Below are 17,666 nucleotides of genomic sequence, written 5' to 3' on the forward strand. Positions count from 1 at the left end.
GTCGTTGTGGTTACGCTCGCGCTGGACATAGGGGAGACCAGGATCGGCATTGCCGTCTCGAGCCGTGATGGCAAGATGGCAATGCCTGTCAAGGTACTTCCGGCCGCCGAGGTCACCGGTATGGCCAAGACGTTCCGTTACCTGGTCGAGGACTATGAGCCCGACATCCTGGTAAGCGGACGTCCCTTGACCATGGCCGGCGAGCCCGGCCCCCAGGCTGAGCGCGTTGCCGCCGTGGCACAAAAGATCGCCGACGAGCTCGATCTTCCGTTGGAGTTTGAGGACGAGCGTCTGTCCTCGCGAGAGGCAAAGCGTATCTTGCGCGAGCAGGGCCTCAACGAAAAGCAGATGAGGGGCAAGATTGACATGATTGCCGCCAGCCTGTTTTTGCAGACGTGGCTCGATCGTAAAAACGAGGAGGTTTCGCATGCCTAGCGCTTCCGATCCGCGCCAGCCGAATCGTACACGTCAGCCCGCGTCGCGCCCTGCCCAGCCTGGCCAGCGTCCGGCACAGCCGACGCAGCGCGCAGCTCAGCCTGGCGCGCGCCCGGTGCAGTCCTTCGCTCGTTCGGCCCAACCTGCTCAACGGACGGGTCAGCAGCCTTCTGCTCGTTCGGTTCAGCATCCGGCTTCTCGCGCGGCTCAGCAGCCCACTGCTCGTACGGCCCAGCCTGCAGGCGGTACCCGCTTTAAGCAGCAGGCGCCTGTCCGGCGAACGCAGGCTACCCAATCGCATTCGCATCATGCTCGCGGTTTGCATGGCGTTGCTCCGGCGACCCGCTCGAGCTACGACACGCGTGCTCGACGCGGTGCTCAAAAGAAGAGTTCTCCGGTTCCCATGATCATCGGCGTTGTGGTGGCGGTGCTCGCGCTTGCTGCGATCGCTTTCTTTGTCGTGCCGGCCGTCAAGGGCTTCTTTGCCAGTGAGGATACGAAGGTTACGGCTGGTCAGCAGGTTACGGTGACCATTCCCGACGGTGCTTCGGGCGACACCATCGCCTCGATCCTCTCCGAGAACCATATCGTCGAAAATCCCAAGGATTACTACGCTGCGGTCAAAAAGCTCAATGCCGATATGTCGCTCAAGCCTGGTACCTATTCGTTCACCACATTCATGGATGCGACCAAGGTTGTTCAGCAGCTCATGGAAGGCCCCAATGCGGGCTCCAATGCGCTTACTATTCCCGAGGGTCTAACGGTCGATCAAGTCGCCGACCGTGTGGCCCAGGCCTACGACAGCATCTCAAAGGAAGACTTCCTCAACCAGGCCAAGGCCTCCAACTACGTGGACGACTATAGCTTCCTTAAGGGCGCCGCCAACGATTCGCTCGAGGGTTTTCTGTTCCCCAAGACCTATTCGCTGGGCAAGGACCCGAGCGCCGATGACGTTATCCGCGCCATGCTCGATCAGTTCAACACCGAGTACAAGTCTCTCGATTTTGCCGGGTGCGAGGCCAAGATCAAAGAGCGTTACGGCGTGGAGATGTCCGATTACGACATCATCAATCTCGCTTCCATCGTTGAGCGCGAGGGTCTCAACGCCGAGCAGCGCGCACATGTCGCCTCGGTCTTCTACAACCGCCTTGCCGGCAAGCTCGACGGTCTGCGTTATCTCAACAGCGATGCGACCATGATGTATGTCACCGGTGGCGAGGTTTCCGCCGACGACCTGCAGAGCGATAGTCCGTACAACACCTATAAGCACGAGGGTCTGCCACCCACGCCCATCTGCTCCCCGTCGCTCGAGGCACTCAAGGCCACGCTTGAGCCGACCGACTCCGATGACCTGTATTTCTACATTACGCAGGACGAGGAGTACTTCTCGCAAACCTACGAAGAGCACCAACAGTCTTGGAATTAAACATGAGGATTTTCAGCCCCAAACGATATGTTGCATCCGTCGACCGCATCGACCTTGATACCCTGTGGGCCGACGGCAAACGCGCCATTCTGCTCGATCGCGATAACACCCTGGTGCCGCGTGACACCGAGCAGGTTCCCGCCGCGGTTTCCGCTTGGCTCGACGCCGCCCGCGCCAAAGGCTTTAAGCTGTGCATGGTGTCTAACAACTGGCATCGCGACCAGGTCATGAGCTCGGCACGCGAGCTGGGACTCGAGGCCATTAGCCACGCCATGAAGCCGGCTCCTTTTGCCCTCAAGGCGGGCCTTAAGCGCCTCGGCGCCACGGCCGACGAGGCGGTGCTGATCGGTGATCAGCTCTACACGGACGTGTGGAGCGGCAATTTCGCCGGCGTCGATACCATCCTGGTAAAGCCGCAGGCCACTCAGGACCTGTGGTATACGCAGATCTTCCGTATCTTTGAGCGCCGGGCCCTGCGCGACCTTCCCTGCGAGGAATAGGTCTCGCTATGTCCCAGCACACCAAACACGGCTGCGACCATATCTTCTTTATCGGCTTTTTGGGCGCGGGCAAATCGACGCTTGCGCGCAACGTGGGCACTATGTTCAAACGTCGCTTTATCGATACCGACCGCCTTGTCGTGCGTCGTTGCGGTAAATCGGTGACCGAGATTTTTGAGACCGAGGGCGAGGAACGTTTTCGCGAGCTCGAGACCTCGGCGCTCCGTTCGCTCCAAAGCGAGCGCAGCCTGCTGGTTTCCTGCGGCGGAGGTATCGTCGAGACTCCGGTGAATATTGAGCTTATGCACCAGATGGGTATCTGTGTGTATCTCGAAGGCGACTTTGAGGATTCGATTCGCCAGATTCGTCGGTCCGACACGCGTCCCGATTTCCGTTCGCCCGAGCATGCCGCGCGCCTGTTTGAGCATCGCCGTCCGCTATATCGCCAGGCCGCCGATATTACCCTTGATATTCGCAACAAGTCCTTCGAGGACGTTTCCTACCTTTGTGCCGAGATGCTTTTGGAGCGTGGGCTGCTATGATTCGCCGTCAACTGATCAATTTCCAAAACCGCAGTGTCGATGTCCGCGTCGGATTGGGTGCGTTCGAGGAGCTGTCGCGCATGTTTGCCTCGGCTGTGGGCAAGCCTAAGCGCGCGTTGGTGGTTTGGAACGACGCCACGTCAGAGCGTTTTGGCGAGGTCGTCGAGCATGCGCTGGTTGATGCCGGTTTTGTCGTGTCGCAGCTCCCACTCGAGATTTCGCCTGCTGGTGCCACGCTGGCCGATGCCGATGCCATCTTTGGCGCCCTATCTGCCAACGGCATTACCTGCGACGATCTGGTTGTCGCCGTTGGCGATGCCGCAACCTGCTCGGTTGTTAGCTGGTGTGCCAACCAGTGGTGCGGTCGCACCGAGTGCGCCTTGCTGCCGACAACGTTCGACGCCATGCTCACGGTCGCGACGACCATGAAGCCGCTCGTCGCCTCGTCGTCGAATGCGCTTCCCGCTATCGCGTTCCGTCCCGAATCGGGCTTGGTCGTGTGTGACCTCGACCTTGTTCGCGGGGCGGACCCCGAGGATCTCAAGCTCGGCTATGTGGTGCTTGTTGGCACCATGCTTTCGAGCAGCAAGTCCCGCTGGAATCAGTTTACCGAGACTGTTCCCGAGATTCTTTCCGGCGAGGAGGTCGCGCTCGTCAATGCTGTGCAGTGGTCCCAGACCGCGCGCAAAGACGTGCTCATGGCCACGAACCCCAGTGCTCGCCATGCACTCGATTTTGGTAAGACAGGGGAGCGCACCCTTCGCGCCTGCCTGGGCGAGGCCGCGGCTAACGTTCCCGCATACCAGCTCCTTTCCGAGGGTATGCGCTTTGAGGCGCGCCTAGCACATGATGCCTGCGACTTCGATATCGACAATGTGTTTGATCTCGACGATTGCCTGGAGGACTTTGGCATCGAAGAGCTTGCCTTCGACTTGGAGCCCACCGCGTTTATCGAGGAGTTCCGCAAGCAGCAGTTTGCCCGCTCAAACCGCAGCATGCTGCCGCTGCCCGCGGCGCTCGGCGCCATTCGCCTGACAAATGTCGAGGACGAGATTCTCGAACGCCATGCGCAGGCGTATCTGGCTTCTCGCAAGAAACTTTTTTAACTTTATTGACATCCATCGTCTTTCGTATCATTTTGAGGGACGGGTTTTCAATCGGTTGCGAATCGCTTGTGGTTCGGCTATTCGTTTGAAGCCCGTCCTGCTCTTTTTGAGGACAATAAGAAAGGAATCTGAATGTCTGAGTTTGCTGCCGGTCCTGCCGGTCGTATCGAGCGTGTCCGTGCCCTGATGGTCGAGCGCGGCTACGATGCTATCGTCGTGCGCGATGAGGCCAACCTCCGTTGGCTCACGGGTGTGAAGGGCGTCTTCGATTACACCTTCGAGTTTCCGCACGCCGCATTTATTACGGCCGATCAATGCCTGTTCCATACCGACTCGCGCTATCTCAACAGCTTTGAGGAGAACACGCCCGCCGGCAGCCCCTGGGTCTACGACATGGACGAGGGCACCATCCCCGGTTGGGTTGCCGGCAAGATCGCGGCCAACAAGTGTCGTGTCTGCGCCGTCGAGGATGACATGCAGATTAACTTCTACCAGGGTATTCAGCGTGGTCTTGAGGATCGCTCCGTCGCCTGCATGCTGCCGCTGATGCATGACGACATTCGTAAGATGCGCGCCATCAAGGATGCCGAGGAGATCGAGCTCATGCGACACGCGCAGTCGATCACCGATGCCGCCTTCCAGCACATGCTCGGCTTTATTAAGCCCGGTATGACCGAGAAGCAGGTCCGCAACGAGCTCGAGAACTTTATGTTCGCCAACGGTGCCGACAGCTTGGCCTTTGGCTCCATCGTCGCGAGCGGTCCCAACACCGCCAACCCGCATGCCGTCCCGAGCGACCGTGTCATCGAGAAGGGCGATTTCGTCCTTATGGATTATGGCGCGGGCTACTGCGACTATCGCTCCGATATGACTCGTACCGTCGTGATGGGCGAGCCCACGCAGGAACAGCTCGACCTGTACGAGCTCGTGCGCCGCACCCACGAGGAGTGCGTCGCCGCTATCCATCCGGGCGTCGAGGGTAACGATATCTTCAAGCTTTCCAAGAAGATCATCGGCGATGCCGGTTATGGCGATTACTACAACCATGGCCTGGGCCATGGTGTCGGTATCGACATCCACGAGCTGCCCAACTTCAACCGCAGCAAGAACATCATCGAGGTCGGCTCGGTTGTCACCATGGAGCCTGGCGTCTACCTGCCCGGCGTGGGCGGCGTGCGCTTGGAGGATTACGGTGTTGTCACCGAGAACGGCTATGAGCCCTTCACCAAGACCCCGCACGACCTGCACGTCATCGACTGCTAAGCCATTCAGTTCGATTTTGGAAGCGGGGCGTCCGAAATGATTCGGGCGCCCCGCGTTCTCTTTTTATGCGCTCGCCGCAGGCGCCGCCTGCAAGTGTATAATTTCGCTCGTATGTAATTTGGACGCTTGTGCGTTCTACCCATAACAAGAAAGGTCGCTATGCCTACCATTTCTACCGCCGACTTCAAGAACGGCCTCGGTCTCCGCATTAAGGACAAGGTCTACACCATCGTCGAGTTCCAGCACGTCAAGCCGGGCAAGGGCGGTGCTTTTGTGCGCTACAAGACCCGCGATATCAAGAGCGGTCGTGTCGTCGAGAACACCTGCAACGCCGGTACCAAGTTCGAGAGCGTCATGCTCACCACCCGTGAGTTCCAGTACCTCTACAACGACGGCGCCGACTACATCTTCATGGACAACGAGTCCTACGAGCAGGTTCCCGTTCCCGAGGACATGGTGGGCGAGAACTCCAAGTGGCTGCGCGAGAACGACACCTGCCAGCTGCTCTTCGCCGACGACGAGCTCATGGGCGTGACCCCGCCGATGTTCATCGAGACCACCATCGTCCAGACCGACCCGGGCTTTAAGGGCGACACCGTTCAGGGTTCCACCAAGCCGGCCACCATCGACACCGGTGCTGTCATCCAGGTCCCGATGTACCTCAACGAGGGCGAGGTCATCAAGGTTGACACCCGCGACGGCAAGTTCGTCTCCCGCGTCTAGCAACCAACTCTTCTAGGAGGACTCATGCCCCAGGAAATCAAGATTGACGGCATCGGTATTTCGCCCGATGTTCTGACCGCCATCGTCTCGCGCGCCGTCACGGATGTCGAGGGCATCGCCTCCGTGGGCGTCAAGGACCTTGCCACCAACCTTGTCTCCATGATGCTTTCGTCCAAGGCCCCGGCTTCCGAGCCGCCGGTAGAGGCCGAGGTCATCGGCGACAAGCTCGCACTCACCGTGCGCGTCGTGGTGTTCTTTGGCTATCCGTTCAAGAAACTCGCCGAGGCCGTTCGCTCCGCCGTGGTCGCAGCTATCGATGCCCAGGTAGGCGTCGAGGTCGAGCGCGTTGACGTTTGCATCGACGGCCTCGTTTTCCCCAAGGAGTAACCTTTGAGCCTTAAGGTTTATCGCGGGCGTACGCTTGCCCGCAGTCAGGCGCTGCAGCTGCTGTTTCAGGCCGAGGCGACGGACAGCCCGCTCGAGCGCGTCCTCGAGGGCGATTTCCTGATCTCGAAGGGTCCCCTCGACCCCTACGCTCTGGAGCTGTGCCGCGGTGCCTACGAGTATATCGACCGCATCGACTGCGCCCTGCGCTCCATCGCCAAGAACTGGGATCTTATGCGCATGCCCGGCGCCGATCGCAATCTGCTGCGTATCGCCGTCTATGAGATGCGCTTCCTCACCGACGAGGAGGTCTCGGACGCCATCGTGATCAACGAGGCTGTAGAGCTTGCCAAGGCCTATGGCACCGACCAGTCCGCGTCGTTTGTCAATGGCGTGCTGGGCAAGATCGCGCGTAGCGAGGAGCTGCCGGGCGAGGACTTGTATCAGGAGCTGCTGGCCGAGGACCGCGCCCGCGAGGAGGCCCAGGCCGCCGAGGCTGCCGCCAAGGTTGCCGCCGCTCAGGCTGCGGCCGGCGTTCTCGACGAGGGTGCCGAGGTCGCCGAGGTCGAGACTGGTACCGTCGAGGAGTAGCCATGCCAGAGGGTTCCGTCCGCAACTTCGACGAGATCTCGGACCGCTTGGACCAGATCATCGCTACCGTTCGCTCCAAGGATACGTCCTTGGAGCGTTCGCTCGATTTGTTTGACGAGGCGATCGAACTTGGCTCCCGTGCGGTCGATATGGTCGACATGTTTGAGTTGACGCCTCGTGAGGCCGATAAGCTCGAGCAGGAATACGATGAGGATGCGGCAAACGAATCCCAGGATAGCCAGGCCGCGTCTCCGGATACGAATGGTTGATGGCATTCATGAAACGCGTGCGTCTCGATGACGAACTGATTTCACAGGGCATCTGCGCCGATCGCGCGGATGCCCTTCGCACTCTTATGGCCGGCTTGGTCTCGAGTGGCGGCGAGCGTTTGACCTCGCCGGGCCTTAAGGTGACGCCCGGTCTGCCCTTGCACGTGAAGGGCCATATTCCCTACGTGGGGCGCGGCGGGCTCAAGCTCGAGGGCGCGCTCGATGCGTTTGGGATCGATCCCATGGGCCTTGCTTGCCTCGATGTGGGCTGCTCCACGGGCGGCTTTACCGATTGCCTGCTCAAGCGTGGCGCCGCAACGGTCGTTTCGGTCGATGTGGGTCGCGCTCAGTTTGATTGGTCGCTGCGCCAAGACGAGCGCGTGAGGCTCCATGAGCGCACCAACGTGACACAGCTGCCCGAACTTGGATATGGCGGCGCTATCGACTTGGCTGTCTGCGATGTGTCGTTTACGAGTATCGCGAATATCATCGACGCCGTGTTGGCGTGCCTGAAGCCTTTGGGTTCGTTCTGCACGCTCGTAAAGCCGCAGTTTGAGGCGCCGGCTGCGCTGGTGGGCGAGGGCGGTATCGTGACCGACCCCTCCGTCCGCCGCGATACGCTTGTGGCGGCGATTGAGCTCTTTGCCGCCAAGGGCCTGTTTCCGCTCGACGTGTGCGTGTCGCCCATCCATGGCGCCAAGGGCAACGTCGAGTTTTTCCTGTACGGCACGAGGTTTGCCTCTGGCGAGCGTGCCGACGATGAGCTGCAATCACAGGTAACGGCTTTGAGCGAGAAAGCTGCAACGCTATGAAGGTCTTTCTGGTTCCCAATTACTACAAGCAAGAGGCGGTCGAGAGCGGCCTGATGCTCGAGCTTTGGCTTTCGCGCCAGGGCTACGAGGTCGCATGGGCTGCCGATCAGCGTTCCAAGATCCAGAGTGCGCCCGATGTTGACGATGCCGACTTGGTCATTACGCTCGGCGGCGACGGCACGCTGTTGCGTGCCGCCCGCATTCTCAACTACCGCGAGATCCCCATTTTGGGCCTTTCCTATGGTCATTTGGGTTTTTTGACGGCTGCGAGCCCCGAGGATCGCGATATTTTGCAGGTCGTGAGCGATGCCCTTTCCGGTGAGCTCCATGTGAGTCGCCGTGCCACCCTCGCCGCGGATATCGTTTCGGTGCGCGAAGATGGCACGAAGGATGTCGTGCGCACGTTTGCCCTTAACGATATGGCGCTTACGCGCGGGCCCCTGTCCGATATGGTTGAGTTCGACATCACGGTGTCCGGCCATCATATCGACCGCCTGCGCGGTGACGGCGTCGTCGTTTCGACAGCGACCGGTTCCACCGGCTACGCGCTTTCCGCCGGAGGCCCCATCGTCAGTCCCGATTACACGGGCATGGTTTGCGTGCCCATCGCCCCACATACCATTCAGGCTCGCGCCTTTTTGACCTCGCCAAGCGATGTCGTCGAGATCTTTATGTCCGATGACCGCCCGAGCGTGCCTGCGATCGCCATCGATGGACAGTTTATTGCCTGCGATGGCACGGTCGAGAGCGTGGCTGTGCGTCGCGGTCCCGGCGATGTTCTGCTGCTGGATTACGGCCCCGAGAGCTTCTATAACTCGGTGAGCCGCGTGTTCTACGGAGTTCGTCATGATCGATGAGCTGCAGGTTTCCAACATTGCCCTCATTCGCGAGGCGACGTTGGTTCCGAGCGCGGGCTTAACGGTTCTGACCGGAGAAACCGGCGCCGGTAAGACTGCGTTGCTCTCGGCGCTTAAGCTCATTCTGGGCGAGCGCGCGGATTCGTCGACGGTGCGCGAGGGCGAGACGCTTGCCAACGTCGAGGCGCGCCTGTTTGACGGTCCGCACGACACGGAGGGCTTCACCGTGCAGCGCAGCCTTTCTGCCGAGGGCCGTAGCCGCGTAAAAATTGACGGCCGCATCGCCAGCGTGCGTGAGCTTTCGGAGCGCGTCGGCGTGATGATGGATCTTTGCGGCCAGCACGAGCACCAGCGCCTGCTCGACCCTGCGCATCATGTTGCCATGGTCGATGCATGGGCGGGGCGCCCGGCGCTCGAGGCGCTCGATCGCTATCGTGCTTGCCTTAAGGCATCGCGCGCGGCTGCCAAAGAGGTCCGTCGCGTCGAAGAGGCTTCACGCGCGCAGGGGAGTCGTGTCGAGGAAGCGCGCTTCGCTCTGGAGCGCATCGCCGAGGTCGACCCCAAGCCGGGTGAGTATGAGGAGCTCGAGGAGCTGTTGCCACGCTCCGAGCATGCCGAGGTGCTGGTGGCAACGGCCAACGATGCCCATGCGTCGCTTGCTGCCGAAGGGGGAGCACTCGATGCCGTGAACAGTGCCGTCGCGGAGCTTTCGCGCATGGCTACTGTCGATCGCAAGCTGGGTGATATCGCCGATGCGCTTTCGGATGCCTGCATCTCGCTCGAGGATTGTGCCAACGAGCTGCGTGCCTATCGAGATGGGGTCGCCTTCGACCCGCGCGAGCTGGCTCGTATGCGCGAGCGGTATTCCGACCTTAAGGGACTTTTGCGTCAGTGGGGTCCCACCATGGACGACGTTTTTGCCATGCGCGATAGCTCGCGAGAGCTGTTGTCGCTGGTAGACGATGGTGATGAGCGGATTAAGAAGGCGCGCGAAGCGCTTGGCGCGGCGGAGCGCGAACTGTTCGCCGCCGCCAAGGCACTTAAGCGTGCACGCAATACGGCAGCCCCGCGCTTTTGCCACGAGGTTGGCCGTCAGATGGCGCGCCTGGAGATGGGCGGCGCCGAGCTCGTTTGGGACTCGCGCGATCTTCCGCGCGCCGAGTGGACGCCGGCGGGCCCGTCGAGCTACGAGCTTTTGTATCGTAGCGGTGCCGGATTGACGCCGCGCCCCCTGCGCCGCATTGCGTCTGGCGGCGAGCTGAGCCGTGTCATGTTGGCGAGCAAGGTTGTTTTGGGTAACGCGGACGGCGTGGATACGTTGGTGTTCGACGAGGTCGATGCCGGTGTTGGCGGCTCTACTGCACGCGCCCTTGCGAACGTTCTGGCAGATCTTGCCGCAACGCATCAGGTGATTGTCGTAACGCACCTGGCGCAGGTCGCCGTCATGGCCGACAAACATTACGTGGTGAGCAAAGAGCCCGGCGACGTTCCCCAAACCCATCTGGATGAGGTGACCGGGGACGCCCGTACCGCAGAGATCGCCCGCATGCTGAGCGGCGATCAATCGGAGGCGAGCTTGGCCCACGCTAAGCAGATGCTCGAGGAAGCGCGTGCTTAGGCCGAGCCGTTACATGTATGTTCGACCCGGCCGCCACGAAACCGGCCCATCTACTACGTTTAATAGGCTATCGGCAACCACGCCTTGAATTGCAAAAAGAAAACCGCAGGTAGAACGCCTGCGGTTTTTCTATTTTCGGTATGTGGTTGGGCCATACTGATAAAACGTAGTAGATGGGCCGGTTTCGTGGCGAGTGGCGTTTGTCGGCTCGCCAAAATTTCTATTCCACGACCTTATCCGGCTGGATAAGCTCCTCGTAGTAGCTAATGTGCTCTCGGGCGTCCTCGATTTCGGGCAGCAGGAAGTTGTAGATAACCTCGATGATCATCGTGGCGCTGATCTTGGAGAACGCAAAGTCGCCCGTGGTGAGCAGCGCCTCGTGGTTCACGGTATTAAAGGTGTAGTCGGCTAGGCGAGCAAGCGGAGACTTGCTGTCGCTGCTGATGACGACTACGGTGGCACCACAGCCTCGAGCCGCTTTTGCCATGCGATTCAGTCGACGCGACTTGCCAGAGTTCGAGATCAGCACGATAACGTCGCCGGGGCGCAACGTGAGCGCAAAGCCGATTGATGTCTCGCTGATGGTGCTTGACATACAGCGAAGGCCCAGTTGCGAAAACTTAAACGTCGCGTCAAGCGCAACGGCGTTGGTATTACCTACGGCTGCAAACTCGATAGCCCCTGCGTTCTTAAACGCGTGCACGACGGCTGCCAGTGTATTGTGATCAATGCCATCGATGGTCGCATTGAGTTCACTGACCTTTGCGGCGAGGATGTTTTTGAGGCTCTGCTCCATATTATCGAGCGAGACCTCGTCTGTGAGGCCTTCACTGCGCTGACTCTCCAGATCGCGCGCCAGCGAAAACTGAAAGCTGCGAAAGCTTCCAAAGCCCAGCTTGCGGCAGAAGCGCGAGACGGTGGCCTCGGAGGTTGCGGCGGCGCGCGAGAGTTGCGCGGCTGTTAGGAGCGGTGCCTCGGACTGGTGCTCTAGGATATAGTCGACAATGCGCTGCTCGGACTCGCTGTATCCCTTGTGCGTGCTAATAAGGGAGAGTGCGCTCTTGCTGCTATCGGACATGGATGACTCCTGGTTGGCATTAAAAGCTGTCTTGTTGTGTGCCGCTCTAGTATACGGGGAAATCAATTACAAGATACACCTTGCTGTTTCAAAAGTTGATGGTAAACTTTCATCGACCGTTTACGGTTGTGAAAGAACCTTTCACCGGATAAATAGGCTGGATTGCTTCTCATATAAGCGGTGGCTTGGTATCTTTCAGGAGTGGAAAAACGCGCACCGTAGCGCGTGTAGGGGAGCGCCCGCGGGCGCAGTACTCAAGAAGGAGGGACACATGGCTAAGTTTGACATCATCGCCGCCACCGGTTGCCCGACCGGCATCGCGCACACCTTCATGGCGAAGGAGGCGCTGGAGAAGGCAGCTGCCGAGCGAGGTCTGACCATTAAGGTCGAGACTCATGGCCAGGTCGGTGTCGAGAACGAACTCACGAAGGGTGAGATCGCCGGTGCCAAGGCCGTCGTCGTCGCAGCCGATAAGGATGTCCAGGCGGAGCGTTTCGCCGGTAAGCCCATGGTTTCCGTCGGTGTTTCCAAGGCCCTGTCCGTCGAGGCTGCCGGCAAGCTGATCGACCGTGCTCTCGCCGCCAAGGGCGATGACACGGTTGCGGCTGCTGCCGATGTCGAGGATGAGGTCGAGGAGAAGGAGTCCATCGGTCACATCATCTATAAGCACCTCATGAACGGCGTCAGCCACATGCTGGTCTTCGTCGTTGCCGGTGGTGTTCTGACCGCCGTTTCGTTCCTGTGGGGCATCACGTCCTTCGACTCGACGGCTGCCGACTACAACAGCTTTGCCGCTATGCTCAAGATCATCGGCGGCATCGCCATGAACCTCATGGTTCCCGTGCTTTCCGCCTATATCGCCGAGTCCATCGGCAAGCGCCCGGCGCTCGTTCCCGGCTTTGTCGCCGGTATGATCGCCATCCAGGGCCTGCCCGTTAATGCCGAGACCGGCATGATCGATGCCGGCGGTGCCGGCGTGGGCTTCGGCTTCCTGGGCGGCATCGTCGGCGGCTTCCTCTCTGGCTATGTCATCCTGCTGCTCGAGAAGGTTTTTGCCAAGCTGCCCAAGAACCTGGACGGCCTCAAGGCCATCTTCCTGTACCCGCTGTTCTCGACCGCCATCGTCGGTCTGGTCATGCTCGGCATCTCCGGCCCCATGGCTGCCATTAACACCGCCATGATGGACTTCCTCAAGGGTCTGTCTGCCTCTGGCGCTGTTGTCCTGGGTCTTGCCATTGGCTGCATGTGCGCCTTTGATATGGGCGGCCCGGTCAACAAGGCTGCTTACGTCACCGGTACCGCTATGCTCACCGAGGCCCTGGCTGCCGGTGTCGGCACCGACACCTATAACTTCGGCACCAACTTCATGGCTGCCGTCTCCGCCGCCTGCATCGTTCCGCCGCTGATCACCACCTTCGCCGTCATCGTCGGCAAGAAGTACTTCAGCCAGGAGGATCATGACGCCGGTATCGTCAACCTCATCCTTGGTTGCACCCACATCACCGAGGGCGCCATTCCGTTCATGACCAAGAACATCTGGCCCGTCATGCCCATCATGATGCTCGGTTCCTCCATCGCCTCGATCCTGACCATTATGTTCAACGTCCACGATCCGGCGCCTCACGGTGGTTTCCTGGTCCTGCCCGTTGTCGAGAACGGTCCGCTGTGGGTCCTCGCGATCCTCATCGGCGCCGTGGTCGGTGGCATCCTGTTCGTTGCTTTCAAGAAGTATGACTTCGAGAAGAAACAGAAGGCCGCTCCCGCCGCTGCCGCTAAGCCGGTCGAGGCTCCCAAGGCCGCTGCCGTCGAGACCCCCAAGGCTGAGGCTTCCGACTTCGTGAAGGTCGAGAACGTTTTTGTCGCCGAGGATTTTGCTTCTCGTGACGAGGCCCTGAGCTTTGTCTCCAACCAGGCTGTCATGGCCGGTATCGCTGACGACGCCGACGCCGTAATGAACGCCTTCTTGGCCCGCGAGGCCGAGGGCACCACGGGCATGATGGAGGGCTTCGCTATTCCGCATGCCAAGTCTGATGCCATTACCGAGGCCGCCGTCATCGTCGTCAAGGACGACTCTGGCGTGACCGGTTGGGACACCATGGACGGCGCTCCCGTCAACGTGGCTATTGCCCTGCTCATCCCCGGTGCCCAGGCCGGCACCACGCACCTCAAGATCCTGTCCAAGGTCGCCGAGGCGCTCATGGACGAGGGCTTCCGTGCCACCGTTAAGGGTTCTACCGACGCTGCCGAGATCGCTAAGACGATCAACGCCCGTCTGGTCTAATCCCGCAGCTTGCGAATAACATCGCCCCCTGTATATAAGGCGGAGACTCCATCAGGGGTCCCCGCCTTTTTCAAGTTACCCGGTACTGAGGGACGTTTCCTTCCTGCCGACAGTTCGGGATACTCCTCAGTTCACAGGAGGGTATAGACAACCGCATCAACCAGATCAACCAGACGAACAAATTATCAGCCAGAATTTCGTTCGCACGATATTGCTCTGGACCGACCGAGTTTCCGCAGCTCGCCTGCCGGGCGGGGCGGTTAAGTTTGTCGCGAGTTCCGCACGCAAAGGAAAGCACTTAATGTGCTTTCCGTCTTGCGCAGGACTGTAGAGCAGCAAACTTAACCGCCCCGCCCGGCAGGCGAGCGTGCAGGAACGACATCTGTCCAACAATTCGTGCGAAACATAATGAAAAACCGTTTGATGTGAGTTAATATAATCAACGTCGTGAATATGGCTCCTGTCGCATTGCTGATAGGGGTTAAACACAAAAAAGGAGTCAATTATGGTTTCTGAGAAGGCTACCCTCGTTAATCCTCAGGGTCTTCACATGCGTCCGGCTGGCCTCTTCGCCTCCACCATGGGCAAGTACGCCTGCGACGTGACGGTCGTCACCCCCGAGAAGGAGGTCAACGGCAAGTCCCCGATGGCCCTCATGGCTGCCGGCATCCCCTGCGGTACCGAGGTCGAGGTCAAGTGCGACGGTGCTGACGAGGCCGAGGCTCTGGCTGCTGCCATCGAGCTCATCAAGAGCGGTCTTGGCGAGTAGAACTCAAACGGGTCGCATGTTGAACAACTAAGTTCATATTTGGGGGCGCAGTGACCTGTTTAAAGGGAACTGCGCTCTTTTGTCATGGATATGGCAAAACGCTTTATCACATGACACGGAGAGAGGAATAGGAATGTATCAGGGAGTCAACGCTTCCGAGGGCATCGGTATCGGCACCGTCATGGTTGCCGTCGAACCCGACTTGACGTTTGAGCCGCACGAGGTTGCTGATTCGGCAGCAGAGAAGGAGCGCTATCAGACCGCCCTTTCGGTCTTCTGCGAGAAGACCCAGGCTCAGGCCGACCACATGAAGGAGACGGTGGGCGAGGCCGAGGCCGAAATCATGAGCGGACACATTGTCCTGGCTCAGGACCCGGGCATGACCGACGCCATCAACGCCGCCATTGACGGCGGCACCTGCGCCGAGCAGGCGCTCATGGACACCTCGACCATGTTTGAGAACATGTTCCTGTCCATGGACGATGAGATGTTCCGCCTGCGCGCGGCAGACATCGCCGACATCCGCACCGGTATTCTGGCCGAGCTTTTGGGCAAGGAGGTCGTCGATCTCTCCGTCCTGCCCGAAAACACTGTCGTTGTCGTGCACGACCTTACGCCATCCATGACCGCCACGATCGATAAGGCTCACGTTGCCGGTATCGTCACCGAGACCGGTGGCCGCACGTCGCACTCCGCGATCATCGCCCGCGCCCTCGAGATTCCGGCTGTCCTTTCGGTTGCCAACAGCTGCACCGCGCTGCGCAACGGCATGACCGTTGTCGTCGACGGTGGCAAGGGTATCGTCGAGGCCGATCCCGACGAGGAGACGCTCGCCGCCTATACCGCCAAGGCCGAGGCTTTCGCTGCCGAGAAGGCAGCCCTCGAGGCTTTCCGTGGCAAGCCGTCCGTGACTGCCGATGGCATCAAGAAGATCATTGCCTGCAATATCGGTAACCCCGATGACGTGCCCAACGCGCTCGATCACGACGCCGAGGCCATTGGCCTGTTCCGCTCCGAGTTCCTGTTCATGGACTCCGCCGAGCTTCCTTCCGAGGAGGAGCAGTTCAACGCCTATCGTAAGGTTGCCAGCGCGCTCAATGGCGCTCCGGTCATCATCCGCACGCTCGACGTGGGTGGCGACAAAGAGATCCCGTACCTGCACATGGTCAAGGAAGAGAACCCCTTCATGGGCTTCCGTGCCGTGCGTTACTGCCTGGCCAACCCCGACCAGTACAAGGTACAGCTCCGCGCTCTGCTGCGCGCCAGCGCCTTCGGTGATGTCAAGATCATGATCCCGCTCGTCACTTGCGTCGAGGAGGTCTTGGCCGTTAAGGAGCTCGTCGAGGAGTGCAAGTCCGAGCTGACCGAAGAGGGCCGCAAGTTCAACGAGAACATCGAGGTCGGCATTATGGTCGAGACGCCTGCCGCATCGCTGCTCGCTGACCGCCTGGCCGAGGTCGCCGACTTCTTCTCGATCGGCACCAACGACCTGATCGGTTACACCATGTGTGCCGACCGTGGTAACGACACCATTTCTAACCTGTACCAGGTGTACTATCCCGCCGTGCTTCGCTCGCTCAAGAACATCATCGAGAGCGGCGTCAAGGCTGGCATCATGGTCGGTATGTGCGGCGAGGCCGCTGCCGATCCGCTGCTTGAGCCGCTGCTGATCAGCTGGGGCCTCGAGGAGTTCTCGATGAGCGCTCCGTCTATCCTTCGCGCCCGCAAGACCATCAGCCAGTGGACCAAGGCCGAGTGCGACGATCTCGCCGAGAAGGCGCTCGCCTGCACCACTGCCGAAGAGGTCAAGGCGCTGCTTGAGGCTGCCGCTCGCTAATTTGGTATCAGAGGTAACCGCGTGGTTGGAATGGGCTGGCCGCGCGGCCCTCAAATATACAGGGGGTACTGTAAATGTTCTACACGCTAACCGCTAACCCGGCTGTCGACATGACGGTTTCGAGCTCTCCGCTCGAGCCCGACGAGAACGTCCGCACCGGCTCGGCCAGCTACACGGCTAACGGCAAGGGCCTCGACGTGTCCTTCGCCTTTAAGAAGATGGGCGTCGACACCGTCGCGCTTGGTTTCTTCGCCGGCTTCACGGGCAAGTTTATCGTCGAGGAGGTCATGAACCTGGGTTGCCTGTGCCGCCCGGTTTGGACCGACGGCATCACGCGTATCAACACCTATGTCAACGATGGCCAGCACGAGTACGGCATCCTTAACCCCGGCGCCCCGATTACGCCGGAGCACCAGAAGGAGCTCTACAACATCCTGGACACCGCGGGCGATCTTGAGTGCCTGATCGTCTCCGGCTCTGTGCCTCCCAAAGCTACGCCCGACTTCCTGGCTCAGGTCATGGATCACGCTCAGGCTCGTGGCGCCGACGTCGTCCTGGACCTGTCTTCCGACAAGCTCAAGGAGCTCGCTCACAAGAAGCCGCTGCTCATCAAGCCGAACCATCACGAGATGAAGGCCATCTTTGGCGTGCCGGTCGACACCGACGACGAGGTCCGCGTTGCCATGAAGATGGCTCACGATGCCGGCGTCCAGAACGTGCTGCTCACCCGTGGTAGCCGCGGCGACGCTTACTTCTCCAACGGCGAGGACATCTGGTACGCTAAGCGTGAGTTCAACATCAAGCTGGTCTCTTCCGTCTGCGCCGGCGACTGCACGCTCGCTGCGTTCCTGCACAAGTGGTACAGGGATCGCGACAACGTCGAGGAGGCCATGAAGCTCGCTATGGCCACCGGCGCCAATGTTGCCGAGTCCGTGGGCATCGGCGACTTCGGTCACGTCGATGAGTATAGTAAGCGCGTTGCTGTCCGCAAGCTCGATCGCAAGTAAGCGAAACGCTACATATTCGTGGCTATATGGCGCCCCGGTTTAAGCCGGGGCGCTTATTTGTAAATTGCAAATGAGCTTCAGGGCAAGCACTCCTGATTTTTTTGCCCCGCCTTGCTGCTTTTCTGGCCACCTGCACGCGTTCTACACCGTTCGCCGAGTTGCTATGGT

Annotated in this window: 18 protein-coding genes; 17 read left to right on the forward strand and 1 reads right to left on the reverse strand. The window is 60.0% G+C overall.

Annotated features, from left to right (window positions below):
* Positions 1-6: 6 nt before the first annotated feature.
* The 13 genes from ruvX (at position 7) to ACTNB2_RS01325 (ending at position 10,526) form a co-directional block, all read left to right on the forward strand.
* Positions 7-435: a Holliday junction resolvase RuvX gene (ruvX, locus tag ACTNB2_RS01265; protein WP_441041118.1), complete on the forward strand. Its 429-nt coding sequence runs from the start codon at positions 7-9 to the stop codon at positions 433-435.
* On the forward strand, positions 428-1,861 hold the full coding sequence (mltG, locus tag ACTNB2_RS01270; RefSeq protein ID WP_441041116.1) for an endolytic transglycosylase MltG: 1,434 nt from the start codon (positions 428-430) through the stop codon (positions 1,859-1,861). The genes ruvX and mltG overlap by 8 nt, the downstream gene beginning before the upstream one ends.
* 2 nt (positions 1,862-1,863) lie before the next feature.
* Positions 1,864-2,361 (forward strand): YqeG family HAD IIIA-type phosphatase, encoded by a 498-nt coding sequence (locus ACTNB2_RS01275; protein WP_117646451.1) that lies wholly within the window; start codon positions 1,864-1,866, stop codon positions 2,359-2,361.
* Between the two features lie 8 nt (positions 2,362-2,369).
* Positions 2,370-2,903 (forward strand): shikimate kinase, encoded by a 534-nt coding sequence (locus ACTNB2_RS01280; protein ID WP_154515515.1) that lies wholly within the window; start codon positions 2,370-2,372, stop codon positions 2,901-2,903.
* A complete protein-coding gene (locus ACTNB2_RS01285; protein ID WP_441041114.1) occupies positions 2,900-4,009 on the forward strand; it encodes a hypothetical protein in 1,110 nt (369 codons plus the stop codon). The genes ACTNB2_RS01280 and ACTNB2_RS01285 overlap by 4 nt, the downstream gene beginning before the upstream one ends.
* A gap of 132 nt (positions 4,010-4,141) precedes the next feature.
* On the forward strand, positions 4,142-5,272 hold the full coding sequence (locus tag ACTNB2_RS01290) for a M24 family metallopeptidase (protein WP_154515521.1): 1,131 nt from the start codon (positions 4,142-4,144) through the stop codon (positions 5,270-5,272).
* Between the two features lie 159 nt (positions 5,273-5,431).
* Positions 5,432-5,995, forward strand: coding sequence for an elongation factor P (gene efp, locus ACTNB2_RS01295; RefSeq protein ID WP_154515524.1), 564 nt, complete (start codon positions 5,432-5,434; stop codon positions 5,993-5,995).
* Between the two features lie 24 nt (positions 5,996-6,019).
* Positions 6,020-6,382: an Asp23/Gls24 family envelope stress response protein gene (locus tag ACTNB2_RS01300; RefSeq protein ID WP_154515527.1), complete on the forward strand. Its 363-nt coding sequence runs from the start codon at positions 6,020-6,022 to the stop codon at positions 6,380-6,382.
* Between the two features lie 3 nt (positions 6,383-6,385).
* Positions 6,386-6,970 (forward strand): transcription antitermination factor NusB, encoded by a 585-nt coding sequence (gene nusB / locus ACTNB2_RS01305; RefSeq protein ID WP_427717322.1) that lies wholly within the window; start codon positions 6,386-6,388, stop codon positions 6,968-6,970.
* A 2-nt stretch (positions 6,971-6,972) separates the two neighbouring features.
* On the forward strand, positions 6,973-7,239 hold the full coding sequence (locus tag ACTNB2_RS01310; RefSeq protein WP_441041112.1) for an exodeoxyribonuclease VII small subunit: 267 nt from the start codon (positions 6,973-6,975) through the stop codon (positions 7,237-7,239).
* A gap of 8 nt (positions 7,240-7,247) precedes the next feature.
* Positions 7,248-8,051 (forward strand): TlyA family RNA methyltransferase, encoded by an 804-nt coding sequence (locus ACTNB2_RS01315; RefSeq protein ID WP_441041188.1) that lies wholly within the window; start codon positions 7,248-7,250, stop codon positions 8,049-8,051.
* Positions 8,048-8,908, forward strand: coding sequence for an NAD(+)/NADH kinase (locus ACTNB2_RS01320; protein ID WP_441041111.1), 861 nt, complete (start codon positions 8,048-8,050; stop codon positions 8,906-8,908). Before ACTNB2_RS01315 ends, ACTNB2_RS01320 begins: the two co-directional genes overlap by 4 nt.
* On the forward strand, positions 8,898-10,526 hold the full coding sequence (locus ACTNB2_RS01325; protein ID WP_441041109.1) for a DNA repair protein RecN: 1,629 nt from the start codon (positions 8,898-8,900) through the stop codon (positions 10,524-10,526). The genes ACTNB2_RS01320 and ACTNB2_RS01325 overlap by 11 nt, the downstream gene beginning before the upstream one ends.
* 220 nt (positions 10,527-10,746) lie before the next feature.
* Here ACTNB2_RS01325 and ACTNB2_RS01330 read toward each other — a convergent pair whose 3' ends face one another.
* On the reverse strand, positions 10,747-11,604 hold the full coding sequence (locus ACTNB2_RS01330; protein ID WP_441041108.1) for a MurR/RpiR family transcriptional regulator: 858 nt from the start codon (positions 11,602-11,604) through the stop codon (positions 10,747-10,749).
* A gap of 271 nt (positions 11,605-11,875) precedes the next feature.
* Between ACTNB2_RS01330 and ACTNB2_RS01335 the strand changes: the two genes are divergently transcribed.
* The 4 genes from ACTNB2_RS01335 to ACTNB2_RS01350 all read left to right on the forward strand — a co-directional run bounded on the left by ACTNB2_RS01335 (position 11,876) and on the right by ACTNB2_RS01350 (position 17,498).
* On the forward strand, positions 11,876-13,885 hold the full coding sequence (locus ACTNB2_RS01335; RefSeq protein ID WP_441044776.1) for a fructose-specific PTS transporter subunit EIIC: 2,010 nt from the start codon (positions 11,876-11,878) through the stop codon (positions 13,883-13,885).
* Between the two features lie 505 nt (positions 13,886-14,390).
* Positions 14,391-14,654: an HPr family phosphocarrier protein gene (locus ACTNB2_RS01340; protein ID WP_022094575.1), complete on the forward strand. Its 264-nt coding sequence runs from the start codon at positions 14,391-14,393 to the stop codon at positions 14,652-14,654.
* Between the two features lie 133 nt (positions 14,655-14,787).
* Positions 14,788-16,491, forward strand: a complete 1,704-nt coding sequence (gene ptsP / locus ACTNB2_RS01345; RefSeq protein ID WP_441041104.1) for a phosphoenolpyruvate--protein phosphotransferase — start codon at positions 14,788-14,790, stop codon at positions 16,489-16,491.
* Between the two features lie 74 nt (positions 16,492-16,565).
* On the forward strand, positions 16,566-17,498 hold the full coding sequence (locus ACTNB2_RS01350) for a 1-phosphofructokinase family hexose kinase (RefSeq protein WP_154515554.1): 933 nt from the start codon (positions 16,566-16,568) through the stop codon (positions 17,496-17,498).
* Positions 17,499-17,666 lie beyond the last annotated feature (168 nt).

Origin of the sequence: Collinsella sp. HCP28S3_G2 (assembly GCF_052065125.1) — a bacterium.
In the GTDB taxonomy this organism is placed as follows: Bacteria; Actinomycetota; Coriobacteriia; order Coriobacteriales; family Coriobacteriaceae; genus Collinsella.

What these genes read in the sequence shown, in the direction of transcription:
- ACTNB2_RS01330 (WP_441041108.1), bottom strand. Translation starts at nt 11,604, where the DNA reads ATGTCCGATAGCAGCAAGAGCGCACTCTCCCTTATTAGCACGCACAAG.
- ACTNB2_RS01275 (WP_117646451.1), top strand. Translation starts at nt 1,864, where the DNA reads ATGAGGATTTTCAGCCCCAAACGATATGTTGCATCCGTCGACCGCATC.
- mltG (WP_441041116.1), top strand. Translation starts at nt 428, where the DNA reads ATGCCTAGCGCTTCCGATCCGCGCCAGCCGAATCGTACACGTCAGCCC.
- ACTNB2_RS01325 (WP_441041109.1), top strand. Translation starts at nt 8,898, where the DNA reads ATGATCGATGAGCTGCAGGTTTCCAACATTGCCCTCATTCGCGAGGCG.
- ACTNB2_RS01280 (WP_154515515.1), top strand. Translation starts at nt 2,370, where the DNA reads ATGTCCCAGCACACCAAACACGGCTGCGACCATATCTTCTTTATCGGC.
- efp (WP_154515524.1), top strand. Translation starts at nt 5,432, where the DNA reads ATGCCTACCATTTCTACCGCCGACTTCAAGAACGGCCTCGGTCTCCGC.
- ACTNB2_RS01300 (WP_154515527.1), top strand. Translation starts at nt 6,020, where the DNA reads ATGCCCCAGGAAATCAAGATTGACGGCATCGGTATTTCGCCCGATGTT.
- ACTNB2_RS01340 (WP_022094575.1), top strand. Translation starts at nt 14,391, where the DNA reads ATGGTTTCTGAGAAGGCTACCCTCGTTAATCCTCAGGGTCTTCACATG.
- ACTNB2_RS01315 (WP_441041188.1), top strand. Translation starts at nt 7,248, where the DNA reads ATGAAACGCGTGCGTCTCGATGACGAACTGATTTCACAGGGCATCTGC.
- ACTNB2_RS01320 (WP_441041111.1), top strand. Translation starts at nt 8,048, where the DNA reads ATGAAGGTCTTTCTGGTTCCCAATTACTACAAGCAAGAGGCGGTCGAG.
- ACTNB2_RS01285 (WP_441041114.1), top strand. Translation starts at nt 2,900, where the DNA reads ATGATTCGCCGTCAACTGATCAATTTCCAAAACCGCAGTGTCGATGTC.
- ACTNB2_RS01290 (WP_154515521.1), top strand. Translation starts at nt 4,142, where the DNA reads ATGTCTGAGTTTGCTGCCGGTCCTGCCGGTCGTATCGAGCGTGTCCGT.
- ACTNB2_RS01335 (WP_441044776.1), top strand. Translation starts at nt 11,876, where the DNA reads ATGGCTAAGTTTGACATCATCGCCGCCACCGGTTGCCCGACCGGCATC.
- ptsP (WP_441041104.1), top strand. Translation starts at nt 14,788, where the DNA reads ATGTATCAGGGAGTCAACGCTTCCGAGGGCATCGGTATCGGCACCGTC.
- ACTNB2_RS01350 (WP_154515554.1), top strand. Translation starts at nt 16,566, where the DNA reads ATGTTCTACACGCTAACCGCTAACCCGGCTGTCGACATGACGGTTTCG.
- ACTNB2_RS01310 (WP_441041112.1), top strand. Translation starts at nt 6,973, where the DNA reads ATGCCAGAGGGTTCCGTCCGCAACTTCGACGAGATCTCGGACCGCTTG.